Source organism: Streptomyces sp. NBC_01013 (assembly GCF_045162765.1).
Taxonomy (GTDB): Bacteria; Actinomycetota; Actinomycetes; order Streptomycetales; family Streptomycetaceae; genus Streptomyces.
This window is the reverse complement of the sequence record NZ_CP108687.1, coordinates 3,700,595-3,714,549: the sequence shown is the minus strand read 5'-3', so window position 1 is coordinate 3,714,549 and position 13,955 is coordinate 3,700,595. Positions and strand designations below refer to the sequence as shown.

12 protein-coding genes are annotated in these 13,955 nt (G+C 70.6%); 7 read left to right on the top strand and 5 right to left on the bottom strand.

The genetic code is table 11. The features are described from left to right. Nucleotides 1-46: 46 nt before the first annotated feature. The 3 genes from OG538_RS15925 to groL all read left to right on the top strand — a co-directional run bounded on the left by OG538_RS15925 (nt 47) and on the right by groL (nt 3,005). Nucleotides 47-325 carry a MoaD/ThiS family protein gene (locus tag OG538_RS15925; protein ID WP_148019364.1) on the top strand — a complete coding sequence of 93 codons (279 nt, stop codon included), beginning with the start codon at nt 47-49 and terminating at the stop codon, nt 323-325. Between the two features lie 444 nt (nt 326-769). Continuing rightward, nucleotides 770-976 carry a cold-shock protein gene (locus tag OG538_RS15920; RefSeq protein WP_003967346.1) on the top strand — a complete coding sequence of 69 codons (207 nt, stop codon included), beginning with the start codon at nt 770-772 and terminating at the stop codon, nt 974-976. Between the two features lie 403 nt (nt 977-1,379). Continuing rightward, a complete protein-coding gene (gene groL, locus OG538_RS15915) occupies nt 1,380-3,005 on the top strand; it encodes a chaperonin GroEL (RefSeq protein ID WP_123524516.1) in 1,626 nt (541 codons plus the stop codon). Between the two features lie 93 nt (nt 3,006-3,098). On the opposite strand, the gene OG538_RS15910 is transcribed toward groL, so the two are convergent. Together OG538_RS15910 and OG538_RS15905 are read right to left on the bottom strand one after the other, a co-directional pair. Beyond that, nucleotides 3,099-4,430, bottom strand: coding sequence for an alpha/beta hydrolase family protein (locus tag OG538_RS15910; protein ID WP_406094147.1), 1,332 nt, complete (start codon nt 4,428-4,430; stop codon nt 3,099-3,101). A 161-nt stretch (nt 4,431-4,591) separates the two neighbouring features. Continuing rightward, nucleotides 4,592-5,308 (bottom strand): TetR/AcrR family transcriptional regulator, encoded by a 717-nt coding sequence (locus tag OG538_RS15905; protein ID WP_406094145.1) that lies wholly within the window; start codon nt 5,306-5,308, stop codon nt 4,592-4,594. A 101-nt stretch (nt 5,309-5,409) separates the two neighbouring features. On the opposite strand from OG538_RS15905, the gene OG538_RS15900 reads away from it, so the two are divergent. From OG538_RS15900 to OG538_RS15890, 3 genes are all read left to right on the top strand, one after another. Next, nucleotides 5,410-7,110, top strand: a complete 1,701-nt coding sequence (locus OG538_RS15900; protein ID WP_406094143.1) for a CocE/NonD family hydrolase — start codon at nt 5,410-5,412, stop codon at nt 7,108-7,110. A 130-nt stretch (nt 7,111-7,240) separates the two neighbouring features. After that, nucleotides 7,241-8,179, top strand: a complete 939-nt coding sequence (locus tag OG538_RS15895) for an aldo/keto reductase (protein WP_406094141.1) — start codon at nt 7,241-7,243, stop codon at nt 8,177-8,179. 49 nt (nt 8,180-8,228) lie between these two features. Further along, nucleotides 8,229-8,576: a MerR family transcriptional regulator gene (locus tag OG538_RS15890; protein WP_406094139.1), complete on the top strand. Its 348-nt coding sequence runs from the start codon at nt 8,229-8,231 to the stop codon at nt 8,574-8,576. A 190-nt stretch (nt 8,577-8,766) separates the two neighbouring features. Here OG538_RS15890 and OG538_RS15885 read toward each other — a convergent pair whose 3' ends face one another. Both OG538_RS15885 and OG538_RS15880 read right to left on the bottom strand, forming a co-directional pair. After that, on the bottom strand, nt 8,767-9,201 hold the full coding sequence (locus OG538_RS15885) for a hypothetical protein (protein WP_406094137.1): 435 nt from the start codon (nt 9,199-9,201) through the stop codon (nt 8,767-8,769). 140 nt (nt 9,202-9,341) lie between these two features. Then, nucleotides 9,342-10,157 carry a hypothetical protein gene (locus OG538_RS15880; protein WP_406094135.1) on the bottom strand — a complete coding sequence of 272 codons (816 nt, stop codon included), beginning with the start codon at nt 10,155-10,157 and terminating at the stop codon, nt 9,342-9,344. 456 nt (nt 10,158-10,613) lie between these two features. On the opposite strand from OG538_RS15880, the gene OG538_RS15875 reads away from it, so the two are divergent. After that, the gene (locus OG538_RS15875; protein ID WP_406094133.1) at nt 10,614-11,978 is read left to right on the top strand and encodes a hypothetical protein; all 1,365 of its coding nucleotides are present in this window, start codon (nt 10,614-10,616) and stop codon (nt 11,976-11,978) included. 208 nt (nt 11,979-12,186) lie between these two features. Here the strand turns inward: OG538_RS15875 and OG538_RS15870 are convergent, their stop codons facing one another. Further along, nucleotides 12,187-13,230: an SGNH/GDSL hydrolase family protein gene (locus OG538_RS15870; RefSeq protein WP_406094131.1), complete on the bottom strand. Its 1,044-nt coding sequence runs from the start codon at nt 13,228-13,230 to the stop codon at nt 12,187-12,189. Nucleotides 13,231-13,955: the final 725 nt, after the last annotated feature.

Sequence of the window (13,955 nt, the reverse complement as noted above, 5' to 3'; positions counted from 1 at the left end):
GCCGGGCACCGCCCTTCGACCACCCGAGACTTCAGGAAGGCACACCATGAGCGTCAAGGTCCGTATCCCCACCATCCTCCGCACCTACACGGGCGGCCAGGCCGAGGTCCCGGCGGAGGGCGCGACCCTCTCCCAGGTCATCGAGTCCCTGGAGAAGGACCACCCGGGCATCGCCGCCCGCGTCCTGGACGACCAGGGCAAGCTGCGCCGCTTCGTGAACGTGTACGTCAACGACGACGACGTGCGCTTCGAGGGCGGCCTGGACGCGGTCACCCCGGACGGCGCCGGCATCTCGATCATCCCGGCCGTCGCCGGCGGCTGCTGAGCCCGCGGCCCGGGCCCGAGAGGCGCCGGGCCGACTTCACGGAGTGACCACGGTTGCCCCCTCCGCAAGAGAAGCGGAGGGGGCAATTCTGCATGGTTGAGCGCGGTACAGTGTGGGAAGTCCCCTCCGCTGCCCGTGCCGCCCGCATATGAGAATGCGCCCGGCCACGACAAGATGCAGCCAAAGTGTGCGAGCTCCTTGCGCCATAAGTCGCCTTTGCCTGGCCCGACTTGCCCTGGAATCTCATGAATCCCCCATATTCGGGCGATCGGTTCTGCTCAGATTTCTCGTCCGATTGACCTGTTGCAGAGGGCAGTTGGGCAGATACATTCGGCCGCGGTCGACGCGTTCCGGCGCACACACCCTCTCCTGTCGGAGGGTGAGTTCTGACCCGGGCCCGCGAAGTGCGGTCCTGTGCAAGGGCCAGTAATAGGGGAGTTAGGCATGGCTCAGGGCACCGTCAAATGGTTCAACGCGGAGAAGGGGTACGGCTTCATCGCGGTCGACGGTGGTGCGGATGTTTTCGTCCACTACAGTGCGATCCAGATGGACGGGTACCGCACCCTCGAAGAGGGTCAGCGAGTTGAATTCGAGATCTCGCAGGGCCAGAAGGGGCCACAGGCGGACATGGTCAAGCTCGCCGTCGGCTGAGCCCGGCGCGGTCGGCCAACAACACTACTCACGCACGGAGGGCCCGTACCCCAGAGGTACGGGCCCTTCGCGCGTCCCGGGGCGTGGGGGCGGGGTGCCGCGCCGCCCGCGTGCCCCGGGGTGGTTCCGTGAGCGCCCCCGCGACCGTCCGCACTCCGGGTGACGCTCTCGCCCACCCGTGGCCCCGCCGCCACCCCGCAAGGAGTCTTCGGCGCTTGCACTCGACGGGGTCGAGTGCTAATTATTGGCTTAGCACTCTCTGGGTGAGAGTGACAGAAACTTGGACCGGGCCGGTGAGGCCCGCAGGTCTGTCGGGGCAAGGAACCGGCAGACACGCAGGCCGTCCGTCGCGGGCGCCTCTCGGTCCGGAGAAATCCACCCCTGTCCGGGAGGACCACTTCATATGGCCAAGATCATCGCCTTCGACGAGGAGGCCCGGCGCGGTCTTGAGCGCGGCATGAACCAGCTCGCCGACGCCGTCAAGGTCACCCTCGGCCCCAAGGGCCGCAACGTCGTCCTTGAGAAGAAGTGGGGCGCCCCCACGATCACCAACGATGGTGTTTCCATCGCCAAGGAGATCGAGCTGGAGGACCCGTACGAGAAGATCGGTGCGGAGCTGGTCAAGGAGGTCGCCAAGAAGACGGACGACGTCGCCGGCGACGGTACGACCACCGCCACCGTTCTGGCCCAGGCGCTCGTCCGCGAGGGCCTGCGCAACGTGGCCGCGGGTGCGAACCCGATGGCTCTCAAGCGGGGCATCGAGAAGGCCGTCGAGGCCGTCTCCGCCGCCCTCCTGGAGCAGGCCAAGGACGTGGAGACCAAGGAGCAGATCGCTTCGACGGCCTCCATCTCCGCTGCCGACACCCAGATCGGCGAGCTCATCGCCGAGGCCATGGACAAGGTCGGCAAGGAAGGCGTCATCACCGTCGAGGAGTCCCAGACCTTCGGTCTGGAGCTCGAGCTCACCGAGGGTATGCGCTTCGACAAGGGCTACATCTCGGCGTACTTCGCCACGGACATGGAGCGCATGGAGTCGTCCCTGGACGACCCGTACATCCTGATCGTGAACTCGAAGATCAGCAACGTGAAGGACCTCCTTCCGCTGCTCGAGAAGGTCATGCAGTCCGGCAAGCCGCTGCTGATCATCGCCGAGGACGTCGAGGGCGAGGCCCTGTCGACCCTGGTCGTCAACAAGATCCGTGGCACCTTCAAGTCCGTCGCCGTCAAGGCCCCGGGCTTCGGTGACCGCCGCAAGGCCATGCTCGGCGACATCGCCATCCTCACCGGTGGCACCGTCATCTCCGAGGAGGTCGGCCTCAAGCTGGAGAACGCCGGTCTCGACCTGCTCGGCCGCGCCCGCAAGGTCGTCATCACCAAGGACGAGACGACGATCGTCGACGGCGCCGGTGACAGCGACCAGGTTCAGGGTCGCGTCAACCAGATCCGTGCCGAGATCGAGAACTCCGACTCGGACTACGACCGCGAGAAGCTCCAGGAGCGCCTCGCGAAGCTGGCCGGCGGCGTGGCCGTCATCAAGGCCGGTGCCGCGACCGAGGTCGAGCTCAAGGAGCGCAAGCACCGCATCGAGGACGCGGTGCGCAACGCCAAGGCCGCCGTCGAGGAGGGCATCGTCGCCGGTGGTGGCGTGGCTCTGCTCCAGGCCTCGGCCGTCTTCGAGAAGCTCGAGCTCTCGGGTGACGAGGCGACCGGCGCCAACGCCGTCAAGCTGGCGCTGGAGGCTCCGCTCAAGCAGATCGCCGTCAACGGTGGTCTTGAGGGCGGCGTCGTCGTCGAGAAGGTGCGCAACCTGCCGATCGGTCACGGCCTCAACGCCGCGACCGGCGAGTACGTCGACATGATCGCCGAGGGCATTCTCGACCCGGCGAAGGTCACGCGCTCCGCCCTGCAGAACGCCGCGTCCATCGCCGCGCTCTTCCTCACCACCGAGGCCGTCATCGCCGACAAGCCGGAGAAGGCCGCTGCCGGCGGCGCTCCGGGCGGCATGCCGGGCGGTGACATGGACTTCTGATCCTGAGGGATCGGTAGTTCCTGCACAGCTGTACGACACCGGCCCCCGGGGATTCGTCCCCGGGGGCCGGTGTCGTGTGTGTGGGCCCCCGGGCTATGGGGTGAAGACCATCTCCGGGAAGCGGGCCGAGGGGCCGTCCAGCAGGTGGTCGTCGTGGCCGCGCAGCCACCGCCCGAAGAACGACGCGACGTATGTCCGGGTCGCGGCCGCCGCCCGATCCGGCGCTACCGTCCCGACCGCGGCCGTCAGCCCGCCGCCTGGTTCCGCGCCCTGCCGGGCCAGTTGCGGCAGCAGTAGCTGTGCGTCCGTGTACGAGGCGTGGCGCGAGCCGGTCAGGGTGACGTCCGCCTTCCAGCCGGGGGTGTTCTGCCAGAACGCGGCCCAGGACGGCTGCTGCCGGTAGTCGCCCGACCCCTCGCTCTCCGTACCCATCAGCAGCAGCGGCCGGTCGAGCCCCTCCAGCGCCACCGTGCTCAGCCGGCTGCCGTCCGGCAGCTGCCCGCCGACGTAGTCCATCTCCCCGTCCATGTTGACGCCCGCCCGGATCCGTCGGTCGTCGTGCATGGCCTGGGCCGCGGTGAAGCCCCCCGCGGAGTGGCCGAACATCCCCACCCGTCGCAGATCGAGTACGTCCCCGAAGCGCGTCCGGTTCAGTTCCGGCAGCCGGTCGAGGACGAACCGGGTGTCGGCGACCCGTACCGCCACCACCTTCCGCAGCAGGGCGCTGACCGCGTCCGGGTCGGAGGGCGGGGCCCCGTCGAAGATCCGCATGGTGGCGAGGCGGCCGCCCGGGAACTCCACCTCGGTGGCCTCGTAGGTGTGGTCGACGGTGACGACGGCACAGCCGTGGCTCGCCAGGTCGTCCACCAGCGCGGTGTTCCAGGTGCGGGGGTCCCCGAGCCCGGGGGAGTACAGGACGACGGGCAGCCGGCCGGCCCGGGGATGCACGGGCGCGTCCCGTCGGGCGTGGCTGAGCGTGGCGCCCCAGTCGACCGTCCCCGGTGCCATCCCCAGGTTCAGGGCGGCGGCCCCCTCCGGGCCCCCGAAGTGCGCGGACGCGGCGGCGGACATCTGTGGCACACGGGGCGTGGACCGGCCGGGCGCGGCCGGGTAACGGACGCTGATCATGAGCTCGCGGTCAGGGGAGAGCTCCGGCGCCCATGGATCGGTCCGGGTGCGGTCGACGAGGTGGAAGGAGGCGGAGCCGACGTCGAAGGGGCCGGTGGGGCGCGGCAGTTGCGCGGTCGGTAGAGCGCCGCGTGCATCGCCGGACCTGGCCCCGGCCCCGGAGCGCGTCCGGTTGCCGGCCGCGGTGGACGGCACGGTCGACGCCCCCAGCAGAGCGGCGGCCGCGAGCCCGGTGATGAGCACCTGCCGACGGTTGTGGGTGTGGGGGCGGGTACGCGTACGCGGGACTGTGGTCACCTGGAACTCCCCGTTCGGGTGGCACGGTTCGTGATGCCGTGCCGGGCATCGTGTGCGGCGGATGCCCCACGATGCCCGCCGGAGCCGCTCGGGCGCGTGATACCCGGGTGCCGAGTCGGCAGGCCGGGGCCTGCTACCCCGGTATGAGTCCGGCCGCCCGGTCACCCCGCGTCGAGGCCGTCGACCAGGCGGTTCAGGAAGCGCGCGAACGTGGCGTCGGGGGTGACCGGCCGTCCGGCCGAGGCGAGGGCGTCGGCCAGCTCCGGGTGGTGGCCGTCCGCCGCGACGGCGGCGAGGTAGAGGGCCTCCGCGGCGGCCCTTTCCGGCGACAGGGCAGCCTCGGCCTGGGTCACCTCGTGTGCCACGTGCCCGGCCACGAACGCGGTGAGCTGGGCGAAGACCTCCAGCCGGGCGCCGCCGTCGAGGCCGCTGGGGCGCAGGGCGGCCAGGGCGTGTTCGAGGAACGCGAGGGTGCGGGGGCCGAGGGGGCGGCGGACGGGCACGGCGGCGGCCAGCCAGGGGTGCCGGAGCATGTGGGCGCGCTGAAGGTGCCCGATGGTCTTGAGGTCGGACCGCCAGTCGCCGCTGAGGGGGGCGGAGGCCGGCAGTTCGCCGTTGACGTGGTCGATCATCAGGTCCAGCAGGGTCTCCTTGTCGGGGGCGTAGCTGTAGAGCGACATGACGCCGGCGCCCACGTCGGCGGCGACCCGCCGCATGGTGACCGCGTCGATTCCCTCGGTGTCGGCCAGGGCGACGGCGGCCACCGTGATCGCCTCGCGGCTGAAGGCGGGTCTGCGCCCCCGGCGGGGCCGGTCCGGGGCCAGCCAGAGTTCGCGGGGGTCGACGCCGGTGCTACCGGCCCCTTCGGCACGGGTCACGATCCTGCTGTTCCCTTCCTCACCTCTGCGACTCCTGTCGAAGTCATCCAAGCATCGTCTATTCTCGTACACAGTACGAGAATGAGCGATGGAGGCGAACGATGACATCACCCACGCGCGACGCCCTGCCCGTGCCTGCCTGGACGCCGTCGACCGGGAAGCCGCCGCTCTCCGCCCGCATGATGCGAGCCACCTGGCGCGATCTCCCGGCGAGGCGCCACCGGATCGCCTGGGAGCCGGGCCTGACGGTCCCCGCCGCCGACGGCAGCCCGCTGATCACGGACCACTACTTCCCTCGTGACACGGGCGCCTTCCCCACCCTCCTCGTCCGCTCGCCCTACGGGCGGGGCGTGCCCTGGTCCCCCCAGTACGGGATGCTCTTCGCCGAGCAGGGCTTCCACGTGATCCTGCAGAGCTGCCGCGGCACCGGCGGCTCGGGCGGCACCTTCGACCTCTGGCGCAACGAGGCCGCCGACGGCCTCGCCACGGTGAACTGGCTGCGCGAACAGCCCTGGTTCAACGGGGCCCTGGGCACGGTCGGCCCCAGCTACCTCGGTTACGTCCAGTGGGCGCTCGCCCTGGACCCGCCCCCCGAACTGAAGGCCATGGTGGTCCAGGTCGGCCTGCACGACCCGTACGCCCTCTTCCACACGGACGGCGCGCTCCACCTGGAGAACGCGCTCGCCGTCGGCGCCGGTATGACGTACCAGCACCGCGGCATGCTGCCGTTCATCAAGGCGACCCTGCGCCTCAAGCGCCACCTGAAGGACATCGTCGCCGCCCGCCCGCTCCGGGGGGCGTACACGGACGCGCTCGGGCAGGAAGTGCCCTGGCTCGACGACGTGATGACGCACCCGGACGCGGACGACCCGTACTGGCATGGGGCATCGGTGGGTGAGGCGGCCGAGCGGCCCGGCATCCCCACCGCCCTCGTCACCGGCTGGCACGACGCCCTCGTCGACCAGACCTTCGCGCAGTACGCCCGGTTGCGAGCGGCGGGCGGTGAATCCGCTCTGCTCGTCGGCCCATGGACCCACACCTCCGCCCTGCAGCAGGGGTGGCCCGACGTCTTCGCCGAGAGCCTGGCCTGGCTCCGCGCCCACCTGTGCGACGACCCCTCGGAGCTGCGCCCGACCCCCGTACGCCTGCACACGGGCGGCGCGGACGCGGCCTGGCAGGACCTCGACGCGTGGCCGCTCACCCCGGCCACCACCACGTGGTACCCGACCGCCGACGGCCACCTCACCCAGCAGCCGCCCACGGACAACGCCCCCCTGACGTCCATCCGCTACGACCCGGCCGACCCCACCCCTTCCCTCGGTGGTCCGCTGCTCTCGCTCACGGCCGGCTCCCGGGACAACCGCACGCTGGAATCCCGCGATGACGTCGTCACCTTCACCGGCCCGGTCCTGACCGAACCCGTCACGGTGCTGGGCGCGGTCTCCGCGAGGGTCGGCGCGTCCACGGACACCGGGTTCGCGGACGTCTTCGCCCGGTTGTGCGACGTGGACACGGCGGGCCACTCCACCAACGTCTGTGACGGGCTGGCCCAGTTGCGTACGTCAGCGGAGGAACCGGCCCACGTCACTGTCCCGATGAGCGTCACCGCGTACCGCTTCGCCGCAGGTCACCGCATCCGATGGCAGATCAGCGCCGGTGCGCACCCGCGCTATGCGCAGAACCCGGGGACAGGTGAACCGAGAGTGGAGGCACGGGAGTTCGTGCCGGTGCGCCTCACCCTTCACGCGGACTCCGCACTGACGCTTCCGGTGTGCGAGGAGGGACAGCCGGCAGAGGGGTAGCTGCCAGGGGGACAACCGCCGGAGGGGCAGCTGACAGGGGGGCTTGGCCGGGGGGCCGGCCAAGCCCGGAACCGGGCCCGTCACAAAGGCTCTTGACCTGGAGCGCGCTTCAGATCCGAGAATTGGCGGCATGAACACCACTGCCCCGCAGATCGTCCTCGGGACGATGGAATTCGGCACGCGCGTCGACCCCGACCGGGCCTTCGCGATCCTTGATTCCTTCGTCGCCAACGGCGGTGTCTGGCTCGACACCGCGAACTGCTACTCCTTCTGGGCCGACCCCAGCGGCGTCGGCGGCGCCAGCGAGCGCCTCATCGGCGCGTGGCTGCGGGCCCGTCCGGGTGCCCGTGAGTCGGTGCGGATCGCGACGAAGGTCCGGCAGAACCCGCTCGTCCCGCACTCCTGGCCGGCAAGCGCCGAAGGACTCTCCGCGCGTGCCGTCCACGCCGGCGTGGAGGAGAGCCTGGAACGCCTGGGAGTCGATCACCTGGATCTCCTCTGGGCCCACGCCGAGGACCGCACCGTGCCCCTGGAGGAGTCGGTCGGCGCCTTCGGCGAGCTGGTCGCGAAGGGTGTGGCCCTGCGGATCGGGGCGGCGAACCATGCCGCCTGGCGCGTCGAGCGCGCCCGGTCACTTGCCCGGGAACAGGGCGTGGAACCGTGGACGGCCCTGCAACTGCGCCACTCACTCATCCAGCCACGCCCGCTCACCCCCCTCGCGGAGGCCGGTCACCGGATGCTCGCCGCCGAGGATCTCGACCTCGCACGCGCGGAGGGGCTTGCCGTGTGGTCGTACAGCTCCCTGATCTGGGGTTCCTACGAGCGAGCGGACAAGCCGCTTCCGCAAACCTATGATCACCCGGGGACCGCGCGGGTGCTGGCGGTCCTGGACGACATCGCCGGCGAGCTCTCGGCCACCAGGAACCAGGTCGTCCTGGCATGGCTGATGCGGCAGGGAATCGATCCCATCGTCGGTGTGAGCCGGGTGGAGCAGATCGAGCAGGCACTCGCCGCACGCCGTGTCCAGCTCACCGACGAGCACGTGGCGCGCTTCGCCGAAGCGCGGTAGAGGCAGTGACCGCAGTGACCGCAGTGACCGCAGTGACCGGAGGAGCTCAGTGACCACCCTTGCCCCGGCTGCGGCCGCCGACCGCGCCGGTGTGTCCATCGACACGCTGCGCTACTACGAGCGTGAAGGGCTCATCGGCCCGATCCGGCGCTCCGCCGGCGGGCGCAGGGAGTACACCGAGGGCGACCTGTTCTGGATCGGCCTGGTCACGTGCTTCCGCGAGGCCGGCCTCGGCATCGCGGACCTGCGGGATTTCGTCGCCATTCTGCGCGCCGACCACACCCCGCAGGAGCGGGTCGCTTTCCTCCGCGAACGCCGGGCTGCCCTGGAGCAGCGCGTGACCTCGCTTCGCCGGGCCATGGAGGTGCTCGACGACAAGATCGCCTACTACAGCTGAGCGCCGGGCGCCCGCACTCGGCTCGCGTCCTGCCCGATCCGGCCCCTGCCTGGCGTCCGTCTGACGAGCCGGGTCCGGCCGCCCGTCCCGCACGGCGGCCGTTGTCCACCGCCTGCTGTCGGTCCGGCGGACGGTCCTTGCTTCGGGTGCCGGCAGACGGCCCTTGCTTCGGGCGCCGGCGGAAGAACGATCACTCGTCCGGTGCCTCCGGAATCGGAGCCAGGATTCGCAGGGCTTCGCTCCGGACTCCTGCGTCGTCATCGGCGGCCAGCTCCTGGAGCTGTATGAGGAGACGGGCCGTGCCTTCCGCGGTCATCCACAGGGGATTGCAGTCCACGGCCGCGCCGAGCTCGTCCAGGGCGTCGGTCGACGCCGCGCGAGCGAGTGCGGCCAGCACCGTGCGCAGTCCGCCGGCATCCCGTCGGGCCAGCAGCGCCTCGGCAGTTTCCTGGATCACTCCTGTGTCCTGGTCGTCGAGGAGGAGATGACCAAGGACGTGGGCGAAGCCCGCGAGTTCCGTCGAGGCGGCAAGTCGTCGGCCGGCTGCGGCCCTCACCGACCACGAAGCGGATTCTGCGTCCCTGACCGCCGACAACAGCCCGCAGTCAGGCTCGATGGCTCCCATGGGTCCAGGATGACAGGGCCTGAGACGGTACGTCCCGGCCCGACCAGGTGCCGCCGGCCTCACGTTCGCCCGAGTACCCGGATGCGTGGGCAGCGAGGAGATGCCCCAGGCCACCCCGGACCCGATGCCGGCAGCGCATGTCACCGGGGGGTGCGTTCCGACCGGGGCACCAGCCCCGCCCGCACCGCGCTCATCCGGGCCCGCACGCCCTGCACGGGCACGGCCCCCGCCGGGCCCCTGGGGGTGTCGCCGGGGTTGCCGCGGCACCTCCCGCAGACGCCGCCGCGCAGAGCCTCCGGGCTGCCGGGTGCCCGGCACTCGCTGCATTCCAGGGTGCGCAGGACGACCTCACGGGCGGGGGCGACGCGGGCGGGCGGCAGTTTGTCGAGCAGTCTCCGGCCGACGAAGGCGACCGGGTTGTAGACCTTCACCGGCAGCCCCTGGGTCAGCGCGCACATGACCTCGGCCTCGGTGGCGCCACGCTCGAACCACTCACTGACCCGGGGTTCCAGCGTCACGCAGTTCCGTTCGGACAACGTCAACGCGGGGGCGGTCCCTCCGAGCGCGGCCAGCAGGATGAACGACCGTGAGCGAGTGGGGCGTTGGGGCGTCTGCGGTACGTCGCCCCGGGTGTACGCCGCCCACCACTCGTCGTCGCGTGCGGTACGGGAGAAGAACGTACGCGTCACCCAGAGCAGCGCCTCCTCGGTCGCCACGCACTCACTGCCCCGGCGGAGATGTCCCGCCTCCTGGAGCCGGTTCAGCGAGGTCCGCAGCGCGCACTGCCCGTACGGGAGCACTTTGGCGAGGGTCTTCACGGAGATGTCGGCGCCGTCGCACAGCCCGTCGATGTACGCGGCGACGGCGGCGTCACGGGCGAGGAGATGGGCGAAGTCGTGTCCGGTGCGGGGGCGTTGGTCCGGTGCCGAACGCTTGCCGTATCCGGGATTCGCCATCGGATGGCCGAGCGTGGGCGCGGGGCCGGGCGGGGAAACGGGGGCAGCACTAAACTGGCGGGCAGCCATGAGATCGTCCGTTCGATCGTCCTGGTCAGGCCCCTGCTCGGTGTTTGTGCACCGGCGGGGGCCGTCGTGTCCCGGCTGACGCTAGAGCGTCGCTACCCTCTGTCGCAAGTCGGTCGCGAAAAGTCAACCCGGCAGGTAGGGAGGGTGGGTGGGAATCAATGCCGCCACCCATTCCGCTGAAAGAGCGCTCGGATCTCGGAGCTTGAGCCCCGGGGGTTGAGCGCCGTCCTGAGGTGTGCGGAGCCGCGTGTCGCGACCGGGGGCGGACCGCCTCCGCCGTCGGCGCCGTACAACCGTGCGACGCCGTGGGGTGTCTCGTGTACCGGAACTGTTGTTCTCCCGCAGTTCCTCCGTACGCATCCATCGCTCCACTGCAAGGGATCGCCCATGTCCGAAACTGTTGCCGACCGCTTCCGCCCGCTGCGCAGGACCGCCGCCGCGGTCGGCGCCGTCGCCCTGATCGTCATGGCCGCGGCTCCGGCTTCCGCGGAAGGCGGCACCGCGACGGGAGACCTGTTGCTGGGACAGGTGACGCCTCTCGACGGCGTGAAGATCGGCAGCAGCATCGAGCTGCCCGGTACCTTTGCGAACAAGGGCGCCAAGGCTCTCGACAAGATCTACCTGAGCTATGGCGTCGGTGCCGGGCTGGCCATCCCGGAGCTGCCCTCCAACTGCGATCGCGTGGGGCGCGACATCGAATCCGACGCCAACCTCGTGATCTGCGAGTTCAACCAGACGGTGAAGGCCGGTGGCATCTACGCCCCGGAGAAGACCCTGTCGTTGAAGGTCCTCGACTACGCACTGAACGACAGCACTTCCGTGATGGTCAGCACCTACGACAGCAGGCGGAGCATGGACCCCTCCGAAGGAGGGCCCATCCACAGTTTCCCCGGAACCGGACCTGCGGTGAAGCTGGCCGAGCTGCCCTCGACCACTCCGGTGGGCGACGGCGATCACCCGTCCCGGTCCGGTGAGGACCAGTGGGACTCTTCCGATCTGGAGGTGAACGTGGTGAACACGGCCGACTTCCAGGTGTCGGCGCAGCAGACCGGCCGGGTCGGGAAGGCGGTCTCGCTGGAGGCGAAGTTCACCAATGCCGGACCGGGCTGGGTGTACCACTACGAGGACGATGTCGCGCCGCTGGTCACGGCTCTGGTCAAGGTGCCTGCCGGAACGACGGTGACGAAGAAGGACAACCGCTGCAAGGAGGTCGAGCCCGGGAGCTACAGCTGCTACCCCTACAGCTCGTCCTATGTGAAGGCGGGCTTCACCGACGCGTGGGCCTTCACGCTGCGCATCGACAAGGCGGTGGCCGGAGCCAAGGTCTCCGTGTCGCTCCAGGGGGAGGCGCGCCCCTACGACAAGAACAAGAAGAACGACAGCGCCACGCTTCTGCTGGACACCGGGAGTGACTCGACGGGCGGTTCCGTCTCCACGGGCGGCAGTTCGGCAGGCGGCAGTACGACGGGCGGTGACGGCTCGACGTCGTCCGCCGGTGGTTCCGGTTCAGCGGGTGGCTCCGACTCCACGAGCGGCGCCGGCGGCGCGGCCACCGGCGGCTCCACTTCCACGGGCGGTACCGGCTCCGCGACGACCGGCTCCGCAGGCACCTCGGGCGCCTCCACCACCGGTGGCGGCCTGGCGAACACCGGCTCCGGGTCGACGCTCCCCCTGGCGGGCGCAGCTGCCGCGACCCTTGCCGCCGGGGCGGGCACGGTCCTGCTGATCCGCCGCCGCGCGGCCCGGAACTGACGACCGGCACACCCCGACCGGCCCACCCCGATACGCAGGGCCCTGCACGTACGGCCCTGCACGTACGACCCGACACGTACGGCCCGCCGGGCATCCGCCCGGCGGGCCGTACGCGTGCTTCCACTCCTTCCGCCCCGACCTCCTGCCGCCTACCGCACCTGCGCCTGCCCCCGAGGCGGTGCGGGCCGGACCGGGTGCCGAAAGCTGGTCAGCTGTCGAGGAGGGCGATGCGGATGGCGCGCTCGACGTGGTTCGCGGTGTTGGCGTGGCCTGCGGCGTTGGGGTGGACCAGGGTGGCGCGCTTGTTGAGGGGGGTGCAGTTCAGGAGCGTGCCGGGGACACTGGCGGGCCAGTAGTCAGCGGCGTCGCCGCAGACTCCCTCGACCCACTTGGCGGCTGCGGGCTGGCAGGCGTCGTGGCCGACGCTGGATGCGTAGACGTCGACGTAGCGGTCACCGAAGAAGTCCGTGACCTGCTTGATGGTGTTGTTCAGCTGCTTGAGGACGTCGTCGCGGAGCCAGTTGATGTCGCTGTGGGTGATCGGGCCGAGCTCGGTGAGGGCCAGGCGGTTGCAGTCGGCGGCGTTGTCCGGCAGGACGGCCGGGTAGCCGACGGTGATCACCTTGGCGTTGGGTGCGGCCTGGTGCACGTGGGCCAGCATCTCGATGTACTCGTCCTGGACCCGGGCGAGCTTGTCCGCGATGCTCTCCACGCCCTCGGGGGGATCGGTGTAGTGGTCGCGGCAGGACTGTCCGGTGGTGCCCTGTTCGAGGCAGGTGAGGAGCATGCCGCCGAAGGGCAGGCTGTTGCCGCCGACGCCGATGGTGATGACGTCGGTTTGATCGCCGACGTTGGCCCGCTTGATCTGCGTGTCCACGGCGGACCAGCCGTCGGCCGGGGGCTGGACCGGGCTGATCGGCGTCTGCCTGGTCTTGGCGATGTCGTCGATGGTGGCGTTGCCGCAGCTGACGTTCGTCAGGTTGACGGGCTTGCCCGGCGGGAACTCGGCGAGCTCCTGCTCGACGAGGCCGGGGTAGGCGCCGGAGGTGCGGTCGCAGCCGTCCCGCGAAGCATCGCCCAGGGCGGGCAGCGGGTCACCGACGAAGACGCCGGCGGTGTACGAGTCGCCCAACGCGGCCCACTCGTACGAACTGGCCGCACCGGCGGAGCCGGTGGGTGCGAGCGTGGCGGCGGCCAGTGCGAGCCCGACGGCCAGGGCTCGCGTGCGCAGACGGGAAACGGGGTGTCGCATGGATCCTCCAGGATCGGCAAAGGACGCCCGGGACCGAAACGTACCCACGGGCGGAGGCACCTCGACCAAGATCATCCATGCTGCCGGACCGGCTTCTTGACGAAACGGGCCTACCGCCCTCGATCGGCCTAAATGGTCAGATATTTCGTGCCGCCGCCTGCCAACACCCCACCCTGGACCGTCAGTCCCGGGATCCCTCCCGGCGTCGAGGCGGGCCGCCATGTGCGCGGCGCGCGGCTGCCCGGTCTCGTGGCGGACGGTCGCCCGGACGGGGTCGCCGGCGCCTGCCGGGGATCCCTCGGCCGGTTCGAGCCGGCCCCGATTCATGAGGCCCGCAAGGCCCGCAAGGCCCCTCCCCGGCACCCGCCGCTCGGTCTGCCTGACAGTTGCACACCCCTTGCGTGTCACGTGTCGCGTGTCGCCTGCGACCGCTGTCCGAGCTCGCGCGGCCGCCGGGCGCGAGGGCGGCTTCCGTAATGAGGCGGCTCAGTGAGCGCAAAAAGAGGATAGAACCGTGCAGTTAATAAGCAAGCCCGCGAAAATCTCCCAGCAGGAGTCTTGTGGGGCGGGACGTGCGGGTCCTACTGTCGCCTCACCTTCCCGGCGGCCGCCCCACCCGGACGTCCCGGTCGTTCACCCCTCCTCAGAGAAACGGGCCTGCGATGTCACGGAAGATCACCGGTGTCGGAGAGCGGACGCGAAGACCGCGAAGCCGAACAGGGCTG